Annotated in this window: 20 protein-coding genes and 1 riboswitch; of the genes, 5 read left to right on the forward strand and 15 right to left on the reverse strand. The window is 70.4% G+C overall.

From position 1 onward, the window contains the following. Positions 1-22: 22 nt before the first annotated feature. Positions 23-832 carry an ABC transporter ATP-binding protein gene (locus JYK18_RS01230; protein WP_206799478.1) on the forward strand — a complete coding sequence of 270 codons (810 nt, stop codon included), beginning with the start codon at positions 23-25 and terminating at the stop codon, positions 830-832. 13 nt (positions 833-845) lie between these two features. Further along, on the forward strand, positions 846-1502 hold the full coding sequence (locus JYK18_RS01235) for an O-methyltransferase (RefSeq protein WP_206799481.1): 657 nt from the start codon (positions 846-848) through the stop codon (positions 1500-1502). Here the strand turns inward: JYK18_RS01235 and JYK18_RS01240 are convergent. The 12 genes from JYK18_RS01240 to JYK18_RS01295 all read right to left on the reverse strand — a co-directional run bounded on the left by JYK18_RS01240 (position 1492) and on the right by JYK18_RS01295 (position 16935). After that, the gene (locus JYK18_RS01240) at positions 1492-3294 is read right to left on the reverse strand and encodes a transglycosylase domain-containing protein (RefSeq protein WP_206799483.1); all 1803 of its coding nucleotides are present in this window, start codon (positions 3292-3294) and stop codon (positions 1492-1494) included. The two genes, JYK18_RS01235 and JYK18_RS01240, sit on opposite strands and share 11 nt — an antisense overlap. Positions 3295-3333: 39 nt before the next feature. Continuing rightward, positions 3334-4065, reverse strand: a complete 732-nt coding sequence (locus JYK18_RS01245; protein ID WP_374194978.1) for a FadR/GntR family transcriptional regulator — start codon at positions 4063-4065, stop codon at positions 3334-3336. Positions 4066-4305: 240 nt separating this feature from the next. Beyond that, positions 4306-5679 (reverse strand): L-serine ammonia-lyase, encoded by a 1374-nt coding sequence (locus tag JYK18_RS01250; RefSeq protein WP_206799494.1) that lies wholly within the window; start codon positions 5677-5679, stop codon positions 4306-4308. A gap of 12 nt (positions 5680-5691) precedes the next feature. After that, positions 5692-6693 carry a lipoyl synthase gene (gene lipA, locus JYK18_RS01255; RefSeq protein WP_206799505.1) on the reverse strand — a complete coding sequence of 334 codons (1002 nt, stop codon included), beginning with the start codon at positions 6691-6693 and terminating at the stop codon, positions 5692-5694. After that, on the reverse strand, positions 6690-7961 hold the full coding sequence (gene glyA, locus JYK18_RS01260) for a serine hydroxymethyltransferase (RefSeq protein WP_206799507.1): 1272 nt from the start codon (positions 7959-7961) through the stop codon (positions 6690-6692). Before glyA ends, lipA begins: the two co-directional genes overlap by 4 nt. A 2-nt stretch (positions 7962-7963) precedes the next feature. Then, positions 7964-8341, reverse strand: a complete 378-nt coding sequence (gene gcvH / locus JYK18_RS01265; protein ID WP_206799510.1) for a glycine cleavage system protein GcvH — start codon at positions 8339-8341, stop codon at positions 7964-7966. 15 nt (positions 8342-8356) lie between these two features. Then, positions 8357-9445 carry a glycine cleavage system aminomethyltransferase GcvT gene (gcvT, locus tag JYK18_RS01270; RefSeq protein ID WP_206799512.1) on the reverse strand — a complete coding sequence of 363 codons (1089 nt, stop codon included), beginning with the start codon at positions 9443-9445 and terminating at the stop codon, positions 8357-8359. A 4-nt stretch (positions 9446-9449) separates the two neighbouring features. Beyond that, a complete protein-coding gene (gcvP, locus tag JYK18_RS01275) occupies positions 9450-12227 on the reverse strand; it encodes an aminomethyl-transferring glycine dehydrogenase (RefSeq protein ID WP_242579485.1) in 2778 nt (925 codons plus the stop codon). Between the two features lie 105 nt (positions 12228-12332). Next, positions 12333-12434: riboswitch (glycine riboswitch) on the reverse strand. A 307-nt stretch (positions 12435-12741) separates the two neighbouring features. Beyond that, positions 12742-13509: a 3-oxoacyl-ACP reductase gene (locus JYK18_RS01280; RefSeq protein ID WP_206799516.1), complete on the reverse strand. Its 768-nt coding sequence runs from the start codon at positions 13507-13509 to the stop codon at positions 12742-12744. Then, positions 13510-14880, reverse strand: a complete 1371-nt coding sequence (locus JYK18_RS01285; protein WP_206799518.1) for an aldehyde dehydrogenase — start codon at positions 14878-14880, stop codon at positions 13510-13512. Beyond that, a complete protein-coding gene (locus JYK18_RS01290) occupies positions 14877-15590 on the reverse strand; it encodes a gamma-glutamyl-gamma-aminobutyrate hydrolase family protein (RefSeq protein ID WP_206799520.1) in 714 nt (237 codons plus the stop codon). Before JYK18_RS01290 ends, JYK18_RS01285 begins: the two co-directional genes overlap by 4 nt. After that, positions 15571-16935: a glutamine synthetase family protein gene (locus JYK18_RS01295; RefSeq protein ID WP_206799522.1), complete on the reverse strand. Its 1365-nt coding sequence runs from the start codon at positions 16933-16935 to the stop codon at positions 15571-15573. Before JYK18_RS01295 ends, JYK18_RS01290 begins: the two co-directional genes overlap by 20 nt. Positions 16936-17135: 200 nt before the next feature. On the opposite strand from JYK18_RS01295, the gene eat reads away from it, so the two are divergent. Both eat and JYK18_RS01305 read left to right on the forward strand, forming a co-directional pair. Beyond that, entirely contained in the window at positions 17136-18581 is a 1446-nt protein-coding gene (gene eat / locus JYK18_RS01300; protein ID WP_206799524.1) for an ethanolamine permease, read from the forward strand. Between the two features lie 18 nt (positions 18582-18599). Beyond that, a complete protein-coding gene (locus JYK18_RS01305) occupies positions 18600-19436 on the forward strand; it encodes an amidohydrolase family protein (protein ID WP_242578900.1) in 837 nt (278 codons plus the stop codon). Here JYK18_RS01305 and JYK18_RS01310 read toward each other — a convergent pair. From JYK18_RS01310 to JYK18_RS01320, 3 genes are all read right to left on the reverse strand, one after another. Next, a complete protein-coding gene (locus JYK18_RS01310; protein ID WP_206799526.1) occupies positions 19420-19782 on the reverse strand; it encodes a hypothetical protein in 363 nt (120 codons plus the stop codon). The genes JYK18_RS01305 and JYK18_RS01310 overlap by 17 nt on opposite strands. A gap of 89 nt (positions 19783-19871) precedes the next feature. Then, complete coding sequence (locus JYK18_RS01315) at positions 19872-20864, reverse strand: Gfo/Idh/MocA family oxidoreductase (RefSeq protein ID WP_206799528.1); 993 nt, start codon at positions 20862-20864, stop codon at positions 19872-19874. Between the two features lie 44 nt (positions 20865-20908). After that, entirely contained in the window at positions 20909-21913 is a 1005-nt protein-coding gene (locus tag JYK18_RS01320; protein ID WP_206799530.1) for a LacI family DNA-binding transcriptional regulator, read from the reverse strand. Positions 21914-22021: 108 nt separating this feature from the next. On the opposite strand from JYK18_RS01320, the gene JYK18_RS01325 reads away from it, so the two are divergent. Then, entirely contained in the window at positions 22022-22915 is an 894-nt protein-coding gene (locus tag JYK18_RS01325; RefSeq protein WP_206799532.1) for a sugar phosphate isomerase/epimerase, read from the forward strand. The last annotated feature ends 18 nt before the right edge of the window (positions 22916-22933 follow it).

Consider the following 22933-nt stretch of genomic DNA (forward strand, 5'->3'; position numbering starts at 1 on the left):
ATCGATAGGCTAGCCTAACCTTGTGACCTCGACGATCGCTGATTCGAACCGGCTGCGCTCCGACGCGCTCACCCTGGCCTACGACGGCCGGACCGTCGCCGAGGACCTCGCGGTGGAGATCCCGGACAACTCGTTCACCGTGATCGTCGGGCCGAACGCCTGCGGCAAGACCACCCTGCTGCGCGCGCTGTCCCGGATGATGAAGCCGCGCAAGGGTTCGGTCTACCTGGACGGGCAGGCGATCACCTCGCTGCCTGCCAAGGCGGTCGCGCGCACGCTGGGCCTGCTGCCGCAGAGTTCGATCGCGCCGGACGGCATCACGGTGGCCGACCTGGTCGCCCGCGGCCGGTACCCGCACCAGCGGCTGCTGCGGCAGTGGTCGGCCGAGGACGCCGCGGTGGTCGCCGAGTCGATGGCCGCCACCGGCGTGGACGGGCTGGCCGAGCGCCTGGTGGACGAGCTGTCCGGCGGACAGCGGCAGCGCGTGTGGCTGGCCATGGCGCTGGCCCAGCAGACCGACCTGCTGCTGCTCGACGAGCCGACCACCTTCCTGGACATCGCGCACCAGATGGACATCCTCGACCTGTGCGCCGACCTGCACGCCAAGCAGGGCCGCACGCTGGTCGCCGTGCTGCACGACCTGAACCACGCCGCGCGCTACGCCACGCACATGATCGCCATGCGCGACGGCCGCGTGCTGGCCTCCGGCCCGCCGGACGAGGTGGTCACCGCGGCGAACGTGGAGGAGATCTTCGCGCTGCCGTGCTCGGTGATGCCGTGCCCGGAGACCGGCACGCCGCTCGTCATCCCGAAGGCGACCCGCAAGGGCTGAGTAGGTTGGCGGTATGGACCAGCAGACGTGGACCGCCGTCGACCAGTACTTCACCAGCAAGCTGCTCCCGCCGGACCCGGCGCTGACCGCGACGCTGGAGAGCAGCCGCCGCGCCGGGCTGCCGTCGATCGCGGTGTCGCCGTCGCAGGGCAAACTGCTGCACCTGCTGGCGAAGCTGACCGGCGCGAAGTCGATCCTGGAAATCGGCACGCTCGGCGGGTACAGCACGATCTGGCTGGCCAGGGCGCTGCCGGCGGACGGCAGGCTGGTCACCCTGGAGTACGAGCCCAAGCACGCCGAACTGGCGACGGCGAACATCGAGGCCGCCGGGCTCGCCGACCGCGTCGAGGTCAAGGTGGGGGCCGCGCTCGACACCCTGCCCGGGCTCGACGGGCCGTTCGACCTGTCGTTCATCGACGCGGACAAGGTGAACAACCCGACCTACTTCAAGTGGGCGCTCGAATACTCGCGGCCGGGCAGCGTGATCGTGGTGGACAACGTGGTGCGCGGCGGTGCGGTGGTGCGGGCGGACAGCGCCGACCCGTCGATCCGGGGCGTGCGGGAACTGCACGACCTGATCGCCGCCGAGCCGCGGGTGGACGCCACCGCGCTGCAGACCGTCGGGGACAAGGGCTACGACGGCCTGACCATCGCGCTGGTCACCGCCTGAACGCGCGCCAGATGTTCGCGGGCAGGGTGTCGCCGGTGACGCGGTTGTTGGCGGAATCCCGCAGCCTGCGTTCCTCGTCGGCCCCCACCCAGACCACAGTGGACAGCCGGTCGGTGTACTCGGCCAGCCAGGCACCCGCGTTGTCGCCGGTGTCGCCGAACCGGTGCGAGCCCGCCTTCAGCACCGTGCCGTCCTCGCGGCGGAGCGCCTCGGTGATCCCGGCGGTGACCTGCGGTTCGACGGCCAGCGTCGGCGCGGCCGTGTGTTCCCAGAGCACCGTGCCCTCGGCGTCCAGCACGCGCTGCACGAAGTACGGCTCGGTGCGCATGCCGCCCGCGGCGAAGGTTCCGTACGCCGACGCGAGGTCGACCGCGCGCACCGGGTAGGCGCCGACCGCGATGCCCGGTCCGATGGTCACGCCGTCCGGTTCGCGCAGGGTCGGCGTGCCGTCGACCTCGGCGGGAATGCCCGCGTCCCGGGCGGCCTGGCTGACCGCGACGGCCCCGAAGCGCTTGGTCATCTCGACGAACGGCGTGTCCACGGAACGCCGGACCGCGTCCCGCACCGAGCATTCCGGCGCGTCGCAGCTCGCCTCGTTCTTCACCGTGCGGCCGCCGTAGTCGAGCTTGTCCGGCGCGGGGTACTTCCGGTCCAGGTTCTCACCCTGGCGCAACCCGGCCGCGACGACGAACGGGTGGAACGCCGAGCCCGGCGACTGCGGCGTCCCGGCGTAGTCGCGCACACCCCACTTCCCGCCCTGGTAGGCGCGGATCGCGCCGCTGCCCGGCTCGACCGCGACCAGCGCGGCACGCAGGTAGTCGGGCTGCCCGGTCAGCTGGTCGGCGACGGCCTTCTCGCTGTCGGCCTGGGCCTGGCGGTCCAGGGTGGTCTCGATCTTCAGGCCGCCCTGGCGCAGGCGGTCGAGGCCGAAGCCGTGGCCTTCCAGCTCGGCCAGCACGCGGCGCTTCACGTGGTACTCGGAGTAGGTCAGGCGGCCGGCGCGGGTCTCGGCGGGCGGGACCACGGCGTCGCCGGGATAGCGCATTTCCGCGCGCTGGGCCTCGGTCACGTAACCCCGCGTGACCAGCTTCTCGGCGACGTAGTTCCAGCGCTTCTCGGCGTGCGTGTGGCTGGAGGCCGCCGGATCGTGCACGGACGGTGACTGGATCATGCCGGCGAGGAAGGCGGCTTCGCTCCGGGTGAGGTCGGCCAGCGGCTTGCCGAAGTAGGCGTTCGCCGCGGACGCCGGGCCGAAGGTGCCGCGCCCGAACGAGATGATGTTGACGTAGCTCTCGAAGATCTCCTCCTTGCTGCGCTGTTGGGTGATCTTCGTGGACAGCACCAGCTCGGAGAACTTGCGGAAGTAGGTGGCCTGGTCGTTGCCGGTGGCGTTCTTGATGTACTGCTGGGTGATGCCGGAGCCGCCGCCGACGCCGGTGACCGCGGCGCGCAGGATGCCGAGCGGGTCGAAGCCCTCGTTCTGCCAGAAGGTCGGGTCCTCCACGGCGATGATCGCGTCGCGCAGCTCGGGCGGTACGTCGTCGTAGCGGACGTAGATCCGGTCGCCCTGCTCGGGCACCACCTTCATCATCTCCGAGCCGTCGGCGTAGGAGATGCCGGCGGTCTTGTCGAGTTCGGCGAGCACCTCCTGCGGGCTGCGCACGTCCAGCACCAGGTAGGCGACCACGAAGGCGGTCAGCGGCAGCAGGATCACCAGCGACAGCACCACGTAGCCGATCCGGCGGACGCGGCGCCAGGTGGACGGCTTCTCCTCGGGTTCGTCGTCTTCCACGAAGGTAGGACGCCCGAACGGACTACGGAGTTGCGATCTTCAGTTCAGGAATCCGCGCAGGAGCGAAGCGGTGCCCTCGATGTGCTCGGCCATCACCCGGCGCGCCATCGCCGGGTCACCGGCGAGAATGGCCTCGACCACGGCTTCGTGCTGGGCGTTGGAGTGCTCCAGGTTGGGTTCGAGCAGCGGGATCTCGTCGAGCAGCTGGTTCACCCGCATCCGCACGTCGGCCACCGCGGTGGTCAGCGACTTCGACGCGGTGACCTCGGCGATCGCCAGGTGCAACCGCGAGTCCCGGCGGCGGTAGTCGTCGAGGTCGCTGGCGGAGGTCTCGGCGAGCGTGCTGGTCAGGTGCTGGCGTTCGCCAGGCGTGAGTGAGCGGGCGGCGGCCATCTCGGCGGCGCCGGTTTCGAGCACGTGGCGCAGGCAGAGGGTGTCGTCGAGGCGTTCGGGGTCGATCTTGCGGCCCTTGCCGCGCGGGATGGGAAGGCTGGCGTTGACGAAGGTGCCGCCGTACCGCCCTCGGCGCGACTCCACGTAACCGGCATCGGCCAGCGCCCGGATCGCCTCCCGCAGGGTCACCCGGCTGACGCCGAGGCGCTCGGCCAGCTCGCGCTCGGCGGGCAGGCGCTCCCCGGCCCCGACCACGCCGAGGCGGACGGCCTGGAGCAGCCGCTCCACGGTCTCCTCGAACGCGTTACCCGCGCGCACCGGCCGGAACAGCGCGTCACCGGCGCTCACCACCACCGGGCGATCGGGCTGCGCACTCACGGAACCTCCTTCGGCGGGGGCGTCACCGCGAGTGTAAGCGGAGTCCGTGCCGGGAATGTGCCTTTCTCACCGTCGAACGCGCGGAAGCCCGCCGTGAATGTGGCTTTGACAGCCGTTTGCGCCGTGAAAGCCACATTCACGGCACGGCGGCGGCGAGGCGGTGCCTGTCACGAATGTGGTTTTCGAGGCGTCTGGCGTCTCGGAAGCCACATTCGCGACATCAGCACGAGGGCGTCGCGGTCAGCATTCGATGACGTTGACGGCCAGCCCGCCTCGGGCGGTTTCCTTGTACTTGATCTTCATGTCGGCGCCGGTCTCGCGCATGGTTTTGATGGCTTTGTCCAGGGTGACCACGTGGCTGCCGTCACCGCGCATGGCCATTCGGGCGGCGTGGATGGCCTTGGAAGCGCCGACCGCGTTCCGCTCGATGCACGGGATCTGGACCAGACCACCCACCGGGTCGCAGGTCAGGCCCAGGTGGTGTTCCACGCCGATTTCCGCGGCGTTTTCCACCTGGGCGGGCGTGCCACCGAGGACTTCGGTGAGCCCCGCGGCGGCCATCGCGCAGGCCGAGCCGACCTCGCCCTGGCAGCCGACTTCCGCACCCGAGATGGAACCCGTCTGCTTCAGGATCGAGCCCAGCGCACCCGCGGTCAGCAGGAACGTCACGATCCCGTCGTCGTCGGCGTCGCGGATGAAGCGCTGGTAGTAGTGCAGCACCGCCGGGATGATCCCGGCCGCCCCGTTCGTCGGCGCGGTCACCACCCGGCCGCCCGAGGCGTTCTCCTCGTTGACCGCCAGCGCGTACAGGCTCACCCAGTCCATCGCGTACAGCGCGTCCCCGACGCCGTCCTCCGCACTTAGCTTCTGGTGCAGCGAACGCGCCCGCCGCGGCACCCGCAGCCCACCGGGCAGCACCCCGTCGTGCGCGCAACCCGCCCGCACGCACTCGGCCATCACCTGCCAGATCTCCAGCAGCCCGGCCCTGACCTCCTCGCGAGTCCGCCACACCAGTTCGTTGCGCAGCATGATCTCGCTGATCGGCAACCCGGTCGCCGCGCAGTGCGCGAGCAGGTCCGCCCCGGTGCGGAACGGGTACGGCAGTTCGGTGCTGTCCTCGACGACCACGTGGTCGCTTTCGTACGACTCGTCGCGCACGAAACCGCCGCCTACCGAGTAGAACGTCCGCGAACGCAACACCGCGCCATCGCTCCCGAACGCCTGGAAGGTCATGCCGTTCGGGTGCGCGGGCAGTGACCTGCGCCGGTGCAGGGTGAGGTCGGTGTCCGGGTCGAAACCGATCTCGTGCACCCCGCGCAGGGCGATCCGCCCGCGCTCGCGCATGCCCGCGATCAGCTCCGGCACCCGGTCGGTGTCCACCGATTCCGGGCGCTCGCCGGTCAGCCCGAGCAGCACCGCCTTGTCGCTGCCGTGCCCGTGCCCGGTGGCCCCGAGCGAGCCGAACAGTTCGGCCTTGATGCGCGTGGTGGCTTCGAGTTCACCGTCCGCCGCCAGACCGTCCACAAAGGTCAGTGCGGCCCGCATCGGCCCGACCGTGTGTGAACTGGACGGGCCGATGCCGATGGAAAAAAGGTCGAAAACACTGATCGCCATTGATCGCTCTCTTTACCGGCTCAGGAGGCTGGTGGCCTCCTGAGCGGCGGGACCCTGCGCGGCCAGGTGGGCCAGGTTCTCCGGCAACTCCTCACCGCGGTGGGCCTTGGTCTGCGCGTACAACCGCCCGGCCCGGTACGACGACCGCACCAGCGGCCCGGCCATGACCCCGGCGAAGCCCATCGCCTCGGCGGCCTGCGAGTGCTCGACGAACTCCTCCGGCTTGACCCAGCGATCCACCGGGTGGTGCCGGGGCGAGGGCCGTAGGTACTGGGTGATCGTCAGGATCTCGCACCCGGCCTCGACCAGATCCCGCATCGCCGGGGCGACCTCGTCCGGGGTTTCGCCCATGCCCAGGATCAGGTTCGACTTGGTCACCAACCCCGCCTCGCGGGCGGCGGTGATGACCTCCAGCGAACGCGCGTAGCGGAAACCGGGACGGATGCGCTTGAAGATCCGCGGCACGGTTTCCACGTTGTGGGCGAGGACTTCGGGACGGGATCCGAACACCTCGGCCAGCTGGTCGGGGTCGGCGTTGAAGTCCGGGATCAACAGCTCGACCCCGGTACCCGGGTTCAGCGCGTGAATCTGGCGAACGGTCTCGGCGTACAGCCAGGCGCCACCGTCGGGCAGGTCGTCGCGGGCGACACCGGTGACCGTGGAGTAGCGCAGGCCCATCGCCTGCACGGACTCGGCGACCTTGCGCGGCTCGCTCCGGTCCAACTCCGCCGGGCGGCCGGTGTCGATCTGGCAGAAATCACAGCGACGCGTGCACTGGTCCCCGCCGATCAGGAACGTGGCCTCGCGGTCTTCCCAGCATTCGTAGATGTTGGGACACCCGGCCTCTTCACAGACCGTGTGCAGACCCTCCCGGCGCACCAAGCCCTTCAACTCGGTGAACTCCGGACCCATCCGCGCCCGCGTCTTGATCCACGACGGCTTCTTCTCGATCGGCGTCTGACTGTTGCGAACCTCAAGCCGCAACAGCTTCCGACCCTCCGGCGCCGCGGTCATCCCAGGTCCGCGTACAACGGGTGCTTCTTGGCCAGCAGCTCGACCCTGGTGCGCAGCGACTGCTCCGCCGCCGAGTCGAAGTCCGGCCGCAGCGCGATCGCGATCACGTCGGCGACCTCGGCGAAGTCGTCGGCGGTGAAGCCGCGGGTGGCCAGCGCCGGGGTGCCGATGCGCAGCCCCGAGGTGACCATCGGCGGGCGGGGGTCGAACGGCACCGCGTTGCGGTTGACCGTGATGCCGACCGAGTGCAGCCGGTCTTCGGCCTCCTGACCGTTCAAAGTGGACTGGACCAGGTCGACCAGCACCAGGTGCACCTCGGTGCCGCCGGTGAGCACGCGCACCCCGGCCTCGGCGCAGTCCGCCTGGGACAGTCGTTCCGCCAGGATCTTCGCACCCTCGAGCACCCGGCGCTGCCGCTCGGCGAACTCCTCGCTCGCGGCGATCTTCAGCGCCACGGCCTTGGCGGCGATCACGTGCTCCAGCGGCCCGCCCTGCTGACCGGGGAACACCGAAGAGTTCAGCTTCTTCGCCAGCTCCTGCTTGGCGAAGATCAGCCCGCCACGCGGCCCGCCGAGGGTCTTGTGCGTGGTGGTGGTGACGATGTCGGCGTGCGGCACCGGGTTCGGGTGCAGCCCGGCCGCGACCAGCCCGGCGAAGTGCGCCATGTCCACCATCAGCTTGGCGCCGACCTTGTCCGCGATGCGGCGGAACTCGGCGAAGTCCAGCTGACGCGGGTACGCCGACCAGCCGGCGATGATCAGCTTCGGCTGGCTCTCCGTGGCGAGGCGCTCGACCTCGGCCATGTCCACGATGCCGGTCTCCTGGTCGACGTGGTAGGCGACCACGTTGTACAGCTTGCCGGAGAAGTTCAGCTTCATGCCGTGCGTCAGGTGCCCGCCGTGCGCCAGGTCCAGCCCGAGAATGGTGTCCTCGGGGCTGAGCACGGCGGCCATCGCGGCGGCGTTGGCCTGCGCGCCCGAATGCGGCTGCACGTTCGCGAACTCGGCGCCGAACAGCGCCTTCGCCCGGTCGATCGCCAGCTGCTCGATCACGTCGACGTGCTCGCAGCCACCGTAGTAGCGGCGGCCGGGGTAGCCCTCGGCGTACTTGTTGGTCAGCACCGAGCCCTGCGCCTCGAGCACGCCCTGCGGCGCGAAGTTCTCGGAGGCGATCATCTCCAGGGTGGACTGCTGGCGGTGCAGCTCGGCGGCCACCGCGGCGGCCACCTCCGGGTCCACAGTGGACAGGTTCGCGTCGAAGGAGTTCATGCTCACGCCTCCTCGTTGGTCAGTTCGCGGTAGCGGTCGGCGTCGAGCAGCTCGGGCAGCTCGGCGACGCGCACGCGGAAGAGCCAGCCCTTGCCGTACGGGTCGGAGTTGATCAGCTCGGGCTCGTCGGCCACCGCGTCGTTGATCTCCACGACCTCGCCGTTGGCCGGCGCGAACAGCTCGCTGACCGACTTGGTGGACTCGATCTCACCGCACGGCTCACCGGCGGTCAGCGCCGACCCGACCTCGGGCAGCTGCACGTAGACGACGTCACCGAGGGATTCGGCGGCGAAGGCGGTGATGCCCACAGTGGACACCCCGTCCTCCTCGCGCAGCCACTCGTGCTCGGCGGTGTAACGCAGTTCCTGGGGGATGCTCATTTTCGCGGGAGTCCTTCAGCGCTTGTAGAACGGCAGGGCGACGACCTCGACGGGTTCGACGCGGCCTCGGATGTCGACGGAGAGTTTGGCACCCGGGTCCGACAGTCCCGGTGGCACGTACGCCATCGCGATGGGATACCCCAGAGTGGGTGACAGCGCGCCGCTGGTGATCTCGCCGACCACCTTTTCGCCGTCCAGCACGGGATAACCGTGCCGGGGCGCGCGACGGCCGCTGCCGGTCAGCCCGACCAGCACGCGCTCGGCCCCGGCGTCCCGGCGCTGCTCCAGCGCCTTCTTGCCGACGAAGTCCGCTTCCTTGTCGAACTTGACCACGCGGCCGAGCCCGGCCTCGAACGGTGACAGCTCGGTGCTGAGTTCGTTGCCGTACAACGGCATTCCGGCTTCGAGGCGGAGGGTGTCGCGGCAGGCGAGCCCGGCGGGGACCAGCCCGTGCGGCTGTCCGGCCTCGGTGAGCACGCGCCAGATCTCCGGCGCGACCGCGGCGTCGACGTACAGCTCGAAGCCGTCCTCACCGGTGTAGCCGGTGCGCGCGAGCAGCACGTCGTGGCCGCCGACCGTGGTCGGCACCGAGGCGTAGTACTTCAGCGCGCCCAGGTCGGCGTCGCACACCGCGCCGATGATGGCGGGCGAGGTCGGGCCCTGGACGGCGATCAGCGCGACCTCGGCCGAGCGGTCGGTCACCTCGGTGTCGAAGCCGGAAGCGCGCTCCCGCAGGGCTTCGGCGACCACCGCGGCGTTGCCCGCGTTGGCCACCACCAGGTACTTCTCCTCGGCCAAGCGGTAGACGACCAGATCGTCCAGCACCCCACCGGATTCCGCGCACAGCATGGAGTACCGGGCCCGGCCGACGGACACCGCGGACAGCTTGCCGACCAGCGCGTGGTCGAGCGCGCGGGCCGCCTCCGGCCCGGTCAGCTCGATCTCCGCCATGTGCGAGAGGTCGAACAGGCCCGCCGCCTCGCGCACGGCCTTGTGCTCGGCCAGCTCACTGGCGTACCGCACCGGCATGGACCAGCCGGCGAAGTCGGTGAACAGCGCGCCGAGTCCGGAGTGGACTTCGTGCAGGGGGGATTTCGTGGTCACGGGTTCAGCCTTCGTAGGACGAGATGGGCGGGCAGGAGCAGACGAGGTTGCGGTCACCGCGGGCGCCGTCGATGCGCCGGACCGGTGGCCAGTACTTGCCCTTCGCCTTCACCCCGGCCGGGTACACCGCGAGCTTGCGGTCGTACGGCAGGTCCCAGTCACCGGTCAGCACCTCGGCGGTGTGCGGGGCGTTGCGCAGCGGGCTCTGCTCCACCGCCCAGCGGCCGTCGGCGACCGCGGTGATCTCCGCGCGGATGGCGATCATCGCGTCGCAGAAGCGGTCCAGCTCGGCCAGGTCCTCGCTCTCGGTCGGCTCGACCATCAGCGTGCCCGCCACCGGGAAGGACATCGTCGGCGCGTGGAAGCCGTAGTCGACCAGGCGCTTGGCCACGTCGTCCACGGTCACGCCGGTCTCCTTGGTGATACCGCGGAGGTCCAGGATGCACTCGTGCGCGACCAGGCCGGACTGACCGGCGTAGAGCACCGGGTAGTGCGCGCGCAGGCGGGCGGCGACGTAGTTGGCGGCCAGCACGGCCACCTTGGTCGCCTTGGTCAGGCCCTCGGCGCCCATCATCCGCACGTAGGCCCAGGAGATCGGCAGGATCGAGGCCGAGCCGTAGGGCGCCTCGGAGATCGGGCCGACCCCGGTCTCCGGTCCGGCACCCGCGTCGAGCGGGTGGTTCGGCAGGTACGGGGCCAGGTGCGCGCGCACCGCCACCGGGCCGACGCCCGGCCCGCCGCCACCGTGCGGGATGCAGAAGGTCTTGTGCAGGTTCAGGTGCGAGACGTCGCCGCCGAACTTGCCCGGCTTCGCCAGCCCGAGCAGCGCGTTGAGGTTCGCGCCGTCCACGTAGACCTGGCCGCCGTGGTCGTGCACGATCGCGGCCAGTTCCTCGATGCCGTGCTCGTACACCCCGTGCGTGGACGGGTAGGTGATCATGATCGCGGCGAGCGTGTCCTTGTGCTGCTCGGCCTTGGCGCGCAGGTCGTCGAGGTCGACGTCCCCCTCGCTGGTGCAGGCGACCACGACCACGCGCATCCCGGCCATCACCGCTGAGGCCGCGTTCGTGCCGTGCGCGGAGGACGGGATCAGGCAGACCGTCCGCTCCGGCTGGCCGTTCGCGCGGTGGTAGGCGCTGATCGCCAGCAGCCCGGCGAACTCGCCCTGGCTGCCCGCGTTCGGCTGCAGCGACACCGAGTCGTAGCCGGTGACCTCGGCCAGCCAGCCGGACAGCTGCTCGACCAGCGCCCGGTAGCCCGCGCTGTCCTCGACCGGGGCGAACGGGTGCAGGCCGGCGAACTCCGGCCAGCTGATCGGCTCCATCTCGGTGGTGGCGTTCAGCTTCATCGTGCACGAGCCGAGCGGGATCATCCCGCGGTCGAGCGCGTAGTCCTGATCGGACAGGTGCCGCAGGTACCGCAGCATGGCGGTCTCGGAGCGGTGCGTGTGGAACACGTCGTGGGTGAGGAAGTCGGTCGTGCGGACCACGTCACCGGGCAGCGCGCTCTCCTCGCCGGGTGCCGCGTCGGCCTCCAGTTCGAAGGCGAGCAGCACGCGGTGCAGCGTGTCGGTGGTGGTGGTCTCGTCGCAGGCGATGCGGACGTGGTCGGCGTCGACGCGGCCCAGGTTCACCCCGAACCGGCGGGCGTCGGCGAGCACCTGCTCGGCCTTGCCCGGCACGCGGACCAGCAGCGTGTCGAAGTAGTGCTCGTGCACGATCTCGGCGCCGCCCGCGCGCAGTGTCGCGGCCAGGCCGGTGGTCAGCGCGTGGACGCGCTCGGCGATCCGCGTCAACCCGTCCGGACCGTGGTAGACCGCGTACATCGCGGCCAGCACGGCGGGCAGCACCTGCGCGGTGCAGATGTTCGAGGTGGCCTTCTCGCGGCGGATGTGCTGCTCGCGGGTCTGCAGCGCGAGGCGGTAGGCGGGCGCGCCGTCGGCGTCCACCGAAACCCCGACCAGGCGGCCCGGCAGCGAGCGCTCCAGCCCGGCGCGCACGGCCAGGTACCCGGCGTGCGGTCCGCCACCGCCGAGCGGTACGCCGAAGCGCTGCGTGGTGCCCGCGGCGATGTCGGCGCCGAACTCGCCCGGCGCCTCGACCACGGTCAGCGCCAGCAGGTCCGCGGCGACCGTGTACAGCGCGCCCACGGCCTTGGCGGCCTCGGAAACGCGCTGGTAGAAGCCCTTGTCCCGGAGCACGCCCGAAGCGCCCGGGTACTGCACGACGACACCGAAGAACTCGTCCGGCAGGCCCTCCGACAGGTCCCGCACGTCGACCTCGACGCCGACCGCTTCGGCGCGCGTCCGCACCACCGCAATCGTTTGCGGCAGGGTCTCCGCGTCGAGCACCACCACCGGCGACTTGGCCTTCGACTGGCGGCGCATCAGCATGACCGCCTCGGCCACCGCGGTCGACTCGTCCAGCATCGAGGCGTTCGCGGTGGTCAGGCCGGTCAGGTCGGCGACCATGGTCTGGAAGTTGAGCAGGGCTTCGAGCCGTCCCTGCGAGATCTCCGGCTGGTACGGGGTGTAGGCGGTGTACCACGCCGGGTTCTCCAGCACGTTGCGCCGGATCACCGCCGGGGTGATGGTGTCGTGGAAGCCGAGGCCGATCAGCTGCGTCATCGGCCGGTTGCGGGCGGCGAGGCGGCGCAGCTCGGCGGTGGCCTCGGTCTCCGAGGCGGGCTCCGGCAGGTTCAGCGCGCTGGTCAGCCGGATGGCCCCCGGCACCGCCGCCTCGACCAGCGCCTCCAGGCTGCCGTAACCGCATTCGGCCAGCATCTTGGCCTGTTCGGGATCACCTGGACCGATGTGTCGCGCGGCGAACGGGCTGCTGCTCACTGGAGCTCCTCGCGTCGGGCATGGGCACGGGGACCCACTGCTGGGAACTCCCCCTCTGTCATGGCACCTGAGAGTTTCACCGCGCGCTCGAGCGCGGCTTTCACCTTGGGTGAGGCGCGGGTGCGCCTGCTTTCCAGAGTGGCCTGGCCTGAAGCGGTGTGCTACCTGAGAGATTGGTGGGGAGTTTGCTCCTTCGGTGCCTCGTTCCACGCGTGAACGCGCGGCGAGAACTCTCCCGCTCCGGCTCGTGTCAGCCCGATGTGAAGTTGTGTGCTCAGAGGGCGCGCAAGCAGGGCAGGTGGATGCCCGTCGTGATCGAGGTGGTTCCTGGCGGTGCCGCGCCGGCATCGTCGTACTGGACCGTACTTCGATGTCGGCGCGGTGCCGCCAGGGACCGCCTCGGCGCGGCGGGCGCCGCCATGCCCTGTTTGCGTGTCCTCTTGGCGATCGTAACTCACAACGGGGTCACGTAGGCGCCCGAGATGCCGCCGTCGACCAGGAACTGCGAAGCTGTGATGAACGACGCATCGTCGCTGGCCAGGAACGCGACCGCGGCGGCGAGCTCCTCCGGCTCGGCGAACCGGCCCAGCGGCACGTGCACCAGACGGCGGGCAGCGCGCTCCGGGTCCTTGGCGAAGAGCTCCTTGAGCAGCGGGGTGTTCACCGGTCCCGGGCACAGCGCGTTGATCCGGATGCCCTCGCGGGCGAACTGCACGCCCAGCTCGCGGGTCATCGACAGCACCCCGCCCTTGGACGCGCTGTAGGAGATCTGCGAGGTCGCCGCGCCCATCACCGCCACGAAGGACGCGGTGTTCACGATCGACCCCTTGCCCTGCGCCCGCATGTGCGGGATCGCGTACTTGCAGCACAGGTACACCGAGGTGAGATTGACCCGCTGGACCTTCTCCCAGGCGTCGAGGCCGGTGGTCAGGATCGAGTCGTCCTCCGGCGGGGAGATGCCGGCGTTGTTGAACGCGACGTCCAGCGAGCCGTACTCGTCGACCGCGGTCTGGAACAGGGCCTTGACCTGCTCCTCGTCGGTCACGTCGGTCCGCACGAACAGGCCGCCGACCTCGTCCGCGGCGGCCTTGCCGGACTCCTCGGCGACATCGGCGATGACCACCTTGGCGCCCTCTTCGGCGAGCCGCCGGGCGGTGGCCAGGCCGATCCCGCTGCCGCCACCGGTGATGGTCACCACACGGCCGTCGAAACGCTGCACCATCTAGTTCTCCTCGGTCGAAATGAACACGTTCTTGGTCTCGGTGAAGGCGGTCACCGCGTCGGGGCCCAGCTCCCGGCCGAGGCCGGACTGCTTGAAGCCGCCGAACGGCGTCCAGTACCGCACCGAGGAATGGGAGTTGACGGAGAGGTTCCCGGCCTCGACCCCGCGCGACACCCGCAGCGCGCGGCCCACGTCCCGGGTCCAGATCGAGCCGGACAGCCCGTACTCGGTGTGGTTGGCCATGCGCACCGCGTCCGCTTCGTCGGTGAACGGCACCACGGCCACCACCGGCCCGAAGATCTCCTCGCTGGCCAGCGGGTGCGCCAGGTCCGGCGGGGTGACCACGGTCGGCGGGAACCAGAACCCGGCGCCCTCCGGCGCGCTGCCGCGGAACGCCACCGGCGCTTGTTCGTCCACATAGGACGAGACCTTGGCCAGGTGGGCGGCCGAGATCAGCGGGCCCATCTCGGTGGTCTCGGCACCGGGATCACCGACCACCACCCCGCGCACCGCCGGTTCGAGCAGTTCCATGAACCGGTCGTACGCGCTCGCCTGCACCAGGATCAGCGAGCGGGCGCAGCAGTCCTGCCCGGCGTTGTCGAACACGCCGTAGGGCGCGGTCGCCGCGGCCTTCTCCAGATCGGCGTCGTCGAAGACCACGTTCGCGTTCTTGCCGCCGAGCTCCAGCGTCACCCGCTTCACCTGGGCCGCGCAGCCGGCCATGATCTGCTTGCCGACCTCGGTGGAGCCGGTGAAGACCACCTTGCGCACCAGCGGGTGCTCGACGAACCGCTGCCCCACCACCGAACCCTTGCCCGGCAGCACCTGGAACACGTCCTCGGGAAGGCCCGCCTCCCGCGCGAGCTCGGCGAGCCGCAGCGCGGTCAGCGGGGTGAGCTCGGCGGGTTTGAGCACCACGGTGTTGCCCGCCGCCAGCGCCGGGGCGAACCCCCAGCCGGCGATCGGCATCGGGAAGTTCCACGGCACGATCACGCCAACCACGCCGAGCGGCTCGTGGAAGGTCACGTTCAGCCCGCCCGGCACCGGGATCTGCTGGCCGATCAGGCGTTCCGGGGCGGCCGCGTAGTAGTGTAGCACGTCGCGGACGTTGCCTGCCTCCCAGCGCGCGTTGCCGATGGTGTGGCCGGAGTTGACCACCTCCAGCTGCGCCAGGTACTCGATGTCGGCGTCCACCGCGTCGGCGAACCGGCGCAGCAGCCGGGCCCGGTCGCCCGGCGCCACCGCCCGCCACGACGGCAGCGCGGCGTGCGCCCGCCGGATCGCCGCGTCGGTGTCCTCGGCCGACGTCAGCTCGACCGAGCGCACGACCTGCTCGGTCGCCGGGTTGATGACCTCGAATGTGGTGCTCATGCCTTGCCTTTCCCCGCTTCCGCCACCAGCGCGGCGAACAGCCGGAAGTCGTCCAGGTCCTGTTCGGGGTGCCACTGCACGCCCAGTACGAACCGTCCCGGGGTTTCGACCGCCTCGACGGTCCCGTCGGCCGCCCAGCCGACCGCCTGGAGCCCGCCGCCGAGCCGGTCCACCGCCTGGTGGTGGTAGCAGCGGCACTTCGTGTGGTCGCCGAGGATCGCCGCGGCGCGGCTGCCCTCGGCGAGGCGCACGTCGGTCAGGCCGAAGGTGGCCACCGCGGGCTGGTGGTCGCTGGTGCCGAGCCGGTCGGGCAGGTGCTGGGTGAGCGTGCCGCCGAAGGCCACGTTGAGCACCTCCATGCCGCGGCACACGCCCAGCACCGGCAGGCCGTTGGCGAGCGCGCGGTCCAGCAGCTCGAACTCGAACGCGTCGCGGGCGGGCCGGGTCACCGTGGCCGGATGCGCCTCCTGCCCGTACCGCGACGGCTCGATGTCGGCGCCGCCGACCAGGACCAGCCCGTCCAGCGCTTCCGCCAGTTCGGCGTGCCCGAAGCCGACGGGCGGCAGCAGCACCGGTACGCCACCGGCCCGCGTCACCGCCTCGACGTACCCGCCGTGCAGGACGGCGGCCTCGGTCTCCCACACCCCGAACGAGGTCCGTTCGAGGTAGGTGGTGAGGCCGATGAGTGGCCTAGAGACGTTCGAAACCACGTACTCGCTCCCAGTCGGTGACCGCGGCGTCGAAGGCGGTCAGCTCGACCTTCGCCGCGTTCAGGTAGTGCTCCACCACGTCCGCGCCGAATGCCTCCTGCGCGACCTTGCTGTCCTTGAGCAGTTCGGCCGCTTCGCGCAGGGTGGTCGGCACGGTCGGCTTTCCCGAGGTGTAGGCGTTCCCCTGGAGTTCCGGCTCCAGCGGCAGCTCGTTCTCGATGCCGTGCAGCCCGGCCGCGATGAGCGCGGCGGTGGCCAGGTACGGGTTCACGTCCCCGCCCGGCACGCGGTTCTCCACCCGCAGGGACTGCCCGTGGCCGACCACCCGCAGCGCGCAGGTGCGGTTGTCGGTGCCCCAGGCGACCGCGGTCGGCGCGAAGCTGCCGGGCACAAAACGCTTGTAGGAGTTGATGTTCGGCGCGAAGAAGTAGGTCAGCTCCCGGAGGCAGGCGAGCTGACCGGCGAGGAAGTGCTCCATCAGCTTCGAGAACCCGCCGGGACCGTCACCGGCCAGCACCGGCTCGCCTTCCAATGAGCGCAGGCTGATGTGGATGTGGCAGGAGTTGCCCTCGCGCTCGTTGTACTTCGCCATGAAGGTCAGGCTCTTGCCCTCCTGCGCGGCGATCTCCTTGGCGCCGTTCTTGTAGATGCCGTGGTTGTCGCAAGTGGACAGTGCGTCGGTGTAGCGGAAGGCGATCTCCTGCTGCCCCGGGTTGCACTCGCCCTTGGCCGACTCCACGTACAGGCCGGCGCCGGTCATCGCGTTGCGGATCCGCCGCAGCAGCGGTTCCAGCCGCGCGGTGCCGAGCATGGAGTAGTCCACGTTGTACTGGTTCGACGGGGTCAGCTCGCGGTAGCCGGTTTTCCACGCCTGCTCGTAGCTGTCCTCGAAGACGATGAACTCCAGTTCGGTGCCGACGAAGGCGCCGAGGCCGCGCTCGGCCAGCCTGGCCAGCTGCTTCTTGAGCACCTGGCGCGGGGAGACGGTGACGTCCCCGCCCTGCACCCACTCCACGTCGGCGAGCACCATCGCGGTGCCCTCCTGCCACGGCACCAGCCGCAGCGTGTCGAAGTCGGGGCGCAGCACGCAGTCGCCGTAGCCGCGCTCCCAGGACGAGATGGCGTAACCGTCCACCGTGTTCATGTCCACGTCGACCGCGAGCAGGTAGTTGCAGGCCTCGGTGGCGTGCGGCACGACCTCGCTGAGGAAGTACTCCGCCGCGCACCGCTTGCCCTGCAACCGGCCCTGCATGTCGGTCATCGCCACCAGGACGGTGTCCACGGTCCCGTCCTCGACGAGCCCTCGCAGCTCGTCGAGCGTCAGCATGCCCTTGCGTTTGCCCATCGACGACACCTCTCCGTCCCGCACAGCTAATGGAACTGTACAGACCCATTGAATGACCTTGGTACCGGTGCTGCGGGGCGAAGTCAACCGGCTCGCGGGCGCCTTGACAAACCCGAGGGGATGGCCGAACCTCGGACAACTTCAAAGGACTGTCCTGGCATCCATTGGGTAGGCCAGGACGTGACCCGCAGGGAGTCCAGATGGCCGAGCAGCGGCACCACGGCAAGGTCGAGTACAACCAGGTCGGCGCCGACTACCTCAAGCAGAGACAGCTCAAACGCGGGGCGGCCGGCTGGCTGCTGCTGGCCGGGCTGGGGGTTTCCTACGTCATCTCCGGCGACTTCGCCGGCTGGAACTTCGGGCTGGAGAAGGGCGGCTGGGGCGGCCTGCTGATCGCCACCGTGCTGATGGCGGTGATGTACGGCTGCATGGTCTTCGGGCTGGCCGAGATGTCCTCGGCGCTGCCGGTGGCCGGGGCGGGCTACGGGTTCGCGCGGCGCGCGCTCGGCCCGCTCGGCGGGTTCGCCACCGGGGTGGCCATCCTGATCGAGTACTCCATCGCGCCCGCCGCGATCTCCATCTTCATCGGCGGGTACGTGGAAACGCTCGGCCTGTTCGGGCTGACCAACAGCTGGCCGGTCTACCTGGTCTGCTACCTGATCTTCATCGGCATCCACCTGCGCGGGGTCGGCGAGGCGCTGCGCGTGATGTTCGTGATCACCGCGGTCGCCGTGGTCGCGCTGGTGCTGTTCGTGGCCGGCATGGTGCCGAAGTTCGACGGCGGCAAGCTGTTCGACATCCCGGCGTCCGACGCCTTCGGGGCCAACTCGTTCCTGCCGTTCGGCGTCACCGGTGTGCTGGCGGCGCTGGTCTACGGCATCTGGTTCTTCCTGGCGGTCGAAGGCGTGCCGCTGGCCGCCGAGGAGGCGCGCGACCCGAAGCGCGACATGCCGCGCGGCATCATCGCCGCGATGGGCGCGCTGGTGGTGTTCGCCGCGTTGATCCTGGTGCTGGCGCCGGGCGGCTCCGGTTCGGCCGCGTTGTCCACCTCGAACAACCCGCTGGTGGACGCGGCGAAACTGGCTTACGGCGGCGACAACTGGCTCAGCCAGGTGGTCAACTACGTCGGGCTGGCCGGGTTGATCGCGAGCTTCTTCTCCATCATCTACGCCTACTCGCGGCAGCTCTTCGCGCTTTCGCGGGCCGGCTACCTGCCGCGGTGGATGTCCAAGACCGGCAAGCGGAAGACGCCGTACCTGGCGCTGATCGTGCCGGGCACGATCGGGTTCATCCTGGCCACGGCCACCGGCGACGGCGCGCTGCTGATCAACATCGCGGTCTTCGGCGCGACGGTTTCCTACGTGCTGCTGAACCTTTCGCACATCGTGCTGCGCAAGCGCGAGCCGGACCTGGAGCGCCCGTACCGCACGCCGGGCGGCGCGGTCACCACCTCCGTCGCACTGGTGCTGGCCGCGGCGGCCGTGGTGGCCACCTTCCTGGTCGACGTGCTGGCGGCCGCGATCACCGGCGGCATCCTCCTGCTGGCGCTGGCGTACTTCTGGTTCTACAGCAGGCACCACCTGGTCGCCTCCGCGCCGGAAGAGGAGTTCGCCGCCATCTCCGAGGCGGAGTCGGACCTGGCCTGACCCGCCTACCATGGGGTGATGGAGCTGGGCACGATCGGCCTGCCGGAGATCATCGACGCCTGGATGCAGCAGCCGGGGGCCCGGTTCATGGCGGAGCCCTGGCTGGATTCGGTGCTCCGCTGGACCGGGACCGCCCGCATGGCTCCGCCGTTGCAGGCGACGCTGTCCGAGATGGACACCGCGGGCGTGCGGGCCGGGCTGCTGTCGGCCTGGTACTCGCCGCGCGGGCCGCTGATCACCAACGACGAGGTCGCCGAGGTGGTCGAGCGGTACCCGGCCCGGTTCGCGGGCATCGCGTCGGTGGACCTCGCCGATCCGATGGGCGCGGTCCGCGAGATCCGCCGCTGCGTGCGCGACCTCGGTTTTGTCGGGGTGCGGGTGGTGCCGTGGTTGTGGAACCTGCCGCCCAACGACCGCCGCTACTACCCCGTCTACGTCGCGTGCGTGGAGCTCGGGGTGCCGTTCTGCACGCAGCTCGGGCACACCGGGCCGCTGTGCCCGTCCGAACCCGGTCGCCCGATCCCCTATCTGGACGAGGTGCTGCTGGACTTCCCGGAGCTGGTGGTGGTCGGCGGGCACGTCGGCTTCCCCTGGTTGAACGAGGTGCTGTCGCTGGCGATGAAGTACCCGAACTTCCACATCGACACCTCCGCGTACGCGCTGCACCGCCTGCCCGGCGAACTCGCCGAGTACGCCAGGGGGCGCGGGCGGACCCGCGTGCTGTTCGGCTCCAACTACCCGATGATCACGCCGGGCGACTGCCTCAAGCAGCTCGACAAACTCGAGCTGGGTGCCGAAGCGAAAGAACTGTTCCTCGGCGGCAACGCCCGGCGGATCTTCAATCTGCAGCTTTGAGGGCCACCAGCCCGAAAACCACGGCGGTGATCACCCCGAGCAACCTCAGCCAGCTGCCCGCGGAGATCCCGAACTCCGCCACGTCGACCAGCCGCACGTACGAACCACTGGCGAAGAACCCGACGCCCTCCGCGAGCGCGGCCAGCACCCCGACGATCGGGGTCCACCGCCAGCGCACCAGCACGAACAACGCGGCCACCAGCATGATCACCAGCGCGGGCGGGACCGCGGGCATGACCACCCCGCCGAGCTTCGCCACCACCAGCCCCGCCGACGCCATCAGCAGGCCGGCGATCGTCGCCCGTCTTGCCGCGAGCGCTCCCCGCTTCTCAGTACCAGTGCTCATTTCCGCATCCCGTCGTCGATTCGGTGTGACTCGACGAGGGTCGCGGAAGCGGGCTGGTCGCGGCGTCCGTCGGGGGACGGCTTCGCGGGCTACGGCGTGAGACGTACCGGGCGGTTCTCCCGGCGCGACAGGTCGCACGCCTCGGCGATGTGGAAGGCGGCCAGCGCGTCCCCGACCGTGCAGGGGCTGGGGATCCGGCCCGCCACCACCTCGGTGAACGCCTCCAGCTCGCGGACGTAGGACGCCCGGAAGCGCTCCATGAAACCGGGGTACGCCGGACCGGACGGCCAGGCAACGCCCTCTTCGGCCGAGGTCAGCGGCAGCCGCTCGTCCATGCCGACCGCGATGCTGCCCGCCGAACCGAGCACCTCCAGCCGCACGTCGTACCCGGCGGCGTTGTACCTGGTCAGCGACACCGTGGCGAGGGTGCCGTCGTCCATGGTGAGCACCACGGCCGCGGTGTCCACGTCACCGGCGGCGGCGAAGAACTCGGCCCCGCGGTTGCCGCCGAACGCGAAGACCTCGGTCACCTCGTGCCCGGTCACCCAGCGGATGATGTCGAAGTCGTGCACCCCGCAGTCGCGGAAGAGGCCGCCCGAGCCCGGCACGTACTCGGCGGGCGGCGGCGCCGGGTCCAGTGTGGTCGCGCGCAGGGTGTGCAGCCAGCCCAGTTCGCCGGCGGTGACCGCCCGGCGGGCGGCCGCGTACCCCGGGTCGAACCGCCGCTGGAAGCCGATCTGCACCGGCACCTCGGTTTCGGCCACCCGGTCCACCACGGCCCGCGTACCGGCCACGTCCCCGGCGACCGGCTTCTCGCAGAACACCGGCAGGCCCGCGCTCACCCCGCGGATGATCAGTTCGGGGTGCGCGTCGGTGGCGGCGGCGATGACCACGCCGTCCAGCCCGGCGGTGAACAGCTCGTCGATGCTGCCCGCCGCCTCGACCTCCAGCTTGGCGGCGGTCGCCCGCGCGCGCTCGGTGTCCGCGTCGGCCACCACCACCGAGGTGACGGCGGGCAGCTGCCTGAGGATGTCGGCGTGCGCCGAACCGATCCGGCCGGTGCCGGCGAGTCCAAGCCTCATCTTAGGAAGATCCCTTACTTCAACGGCGGGAAAGTACTAGTCCACTAGGAACGGGGTGCGGCCGTGGTGCCGCGCACCACCAGCGAAGGGTGGAGCAGGTGCCGCATCGGCTCGTCGCGTTCGCCGCGGACCCGTTCGAGCAGCGACTCGACCGCGAGCCTGCCCAGTTCCAGGCGTGGCTGGTCCACCGTGGTCAGCCAGACGTGGCGCAGCGCGGCCAGCGAGGTGTTGTCGTAGCCGACCACGGAAACGTCCTCCGGCACCCGGAATCCGGCTTCCTCGAAGGCCGAGATGACGCCGACGGCGTTGAAGTCGTTGCCCGCGACCACCGCGGTGGGCAGTTCGCGGGAGTCCACCGAGCTGAGCAGCTCCCGCACCGCCTTCTCGCCCGCGGTGTCGGTGTGCTCGCTGCGCACGATCCGGGGTTCGAGGCCGTGGCGCGCCATCGCGGCGCGATAACCCCGGCGCCGGGCGGCGGCGCTGGCCGCGGACCCGCCGTCGAAGTGCACGATCCGCCGGTGCCCGCGATCGACCAGGTGGTCCACCGCCAGCGCCACCCCCGCCGTGCCGTCGTCGTTCACCGTATCCACAGTGGACAGGCGCGAAGTGCGCGAGACCAGCACCAGCGGGCACTGTTCGGCGGCCTTTTCCACGGCGGCGGCGGAAAGCACCGGCGAAAGCAGGATGACTCCCGCTGGGCGGAAGGACAGCAAACTGCGCAGGGCGGCTTGTTCGCGCGCCGGACTGCGCGATCCGGTGTTCAGGATGAGGTTGAAACCGGCGGCCTGCGCGGCCGAATCCAGGCCTTCCACCACATCGGCGAAAAAGGCGTTCCGCAGGTCGGAAACCATCACGCCGAGCACCGTGGAGGTGCGGCTGGCCAGCGATCTCGCCATCACGTGCGGCTGGTAGCCCAGCTCGTCGGCCGCTTTCAGCACCGCCGTGCGGCGTTGTTCGCTGACCTTCGGCGAATTGCGCATGACCAGCGAAACCAGTGCTCGCGAAACACCGGCCCGCGCGGCCACGTCCTCCATCGTTGGTCGGACCACCGCAGCCTCCCGCCCCCCTTGACACCAATGACAGCGAGGCTACACGATTAGAGCGCTCTAACCAATAGCACGATGTGACAATCCGCCCCCGCCAGATTGGTGTCACCGATGACAATCGATCCGGATTTCAAGATCGCCGCGGCGCCGATCTCCTGGGGGGTGTGCGAAGTCCCCGGCTGGGGCCGGGTGCTCGACGCCCCGTTGGTGCTCGGGCAGATGGCCGAACTCGGCGTGAAGGCCACCGAACTCGGCCCACCCGGTTACCTGCCAAGGGATCCGGCGGAGTTGCGCACCCTGCTCGGGGCGCACGATCTTCGCCTGATCGGCGGTTTCCTCGCGGTGGCTCTGCACTCCGACGCGGACGGCGCGGTGGCCGCGGCGGAGGAGTCCGCGGCCCTGTTCGCCGCCTGCGGGGCCGAGGTGCTCGTGCTCGCCGCGGCCACCGGGCTGGACGGGTACGACGACCGTCCCGAGTTGACCGCCGCCGAATGGCGCACGCTCATCGACACGGCGGCCAGGATCCGGGACACTGCCGCAGCGCACGGTTTGCGCACCGTTCTGCACCCGCACGTGGGGACGCATGTGGAGACCGAGGCCGAGGTGGAGAGGTTCATCGCCGACTCCGACCTGCCGTTGTGCCTGGACACCGGGCACCTGCTCATCGGCGGCACCGATCCGGTCGCGCTGGCCAAGCGCTTCCCGGACCGGATCGGCCACCTGCACCTCAAGGACGTCCGCGCGGATCTCGCCGAACGCGTGCGCACCGGCGAACTGGCCTACACCGAGGCCGTCGGCCAGGGGATCTACGTCCCGCTCGGCGAAGGGGACGTGGACATCGAGGCCATGGTGCGGTTCGTCCACGAGGCGGGCTACACCGGCTGGTACGTCCTCGAACAGGACACCGCACTCGGCCCGGACAGCGCGGACGGCGTCCCGAAGCGGGACACCGCGCGCAGCCTGGCCCAGCTCGACAAGATCGTCAGCCGGTTGGCGGCTGCGTAGGGCGAACAGCGAGGATTC

Origin of the sequence: Amycolatopsis sp. 195334CR (assembly GCF_017309385.1) — a bacterium.
Classification (GTDB): domain Bacteria; phylum Actinomycetota; class Actinomycetes; order Mycobacteriales; family Pseudonocardiaceae; genus Amycolatopsis.

Coding starts and splice junctions, on each gene's coding strand:
- JYK18_RS01235 (WP_206799481.1), top strand. CDS start 846: ATGGACCAGCAGACGTGGACCGCCGTCGACCAGTACTTCACCAGCAAG.
- JYK18_RS01250 (WP_206799494.1), bottom strand. CDS start 5,679: ATGGCGATCAGTGTTTTCGACCTTTTTTCCATCGGCATCGGCCCGTCC.
- lipA (WP_206799505.1), bottom strand. CDS start 6,693: ATGACCGCGGCGCCGGAGGGTCGGAAGCTGTTGCGGCTTGAGGTTCGC.
- glyA (WP_206799507.1), bottom strand. CDS start 7,961: ATGAACTCCTTCGACGCGAACCTGTCCACTGTGGACCCGGAGGTGGCC.
- gcvH (WP_206799510.1), bottom strand. CDS start 8,341: ATGAGCATCCCCCAGGAACTGCGTTACACCGCCGAGCACGAGTGGCTG.
- gcvP (WP_242579485.1), bottom strand. CDS start 12,227: ATGCTGGCCGAATGCGGTTACGGCAGCCTGGAGGCGCTGGTCGAGGCG.
- JYK18_RS01280 (WP_206799516.1), bottom strand. CDS start 13,509: ATGGTGCAGCGTTTCGACGGCCGTGTGGTGACCATCACCGGTGGCGGC.
- JYK18_RS01285 (WP_206799518.1), bottom strand. CDS start 14,880: ATGAGCACCACATTCGAGGTCATCAACCCGGCGACCGAGCAGGTCGTG.
- JYK18_RS01295 (WP_206799522.1), bottom strand. CDS start 16,935: ATGGGCAAACGCAAGGGCATGCTGACGCTCGACGAGCTGCGAGGGCTC.
- eat (WP_206799524.1), top strand. CDS start 17,136: ATGGCCGAGCAGCGGCACCACGGCAAGGTCGAGTACAACCAGGTCGGC.
- JYK18_RS01305 (WP_242578900.1), top strand. CDS start 18,600: ATGGAGCTGGGCACGATCGGCCTGCCGGAGATCATCGACGCCTGGATG.
- JYK18_RS01310 (WP_206799526.1), bottom strand. CDS start 19,782: ATGAGCACTGGTACTGAGAAGCGGGGAGCGCTCGCGGCAAGACGGGCG.
- JYK18_RS01315 (WP_206799528.1), bottom strand. CDS start 20,864: ATGAGGCTTGGACTCGCCGGCACCGGCCGGATCGGTTCGGCGCACGCC.
- JYK18_RS01325 (WP_206799532.1), top strand. CDS start 22,022: ATGACAATCGATCCGGATTTCAAGATCGCCGCGGCGCCGATCTCCTGG.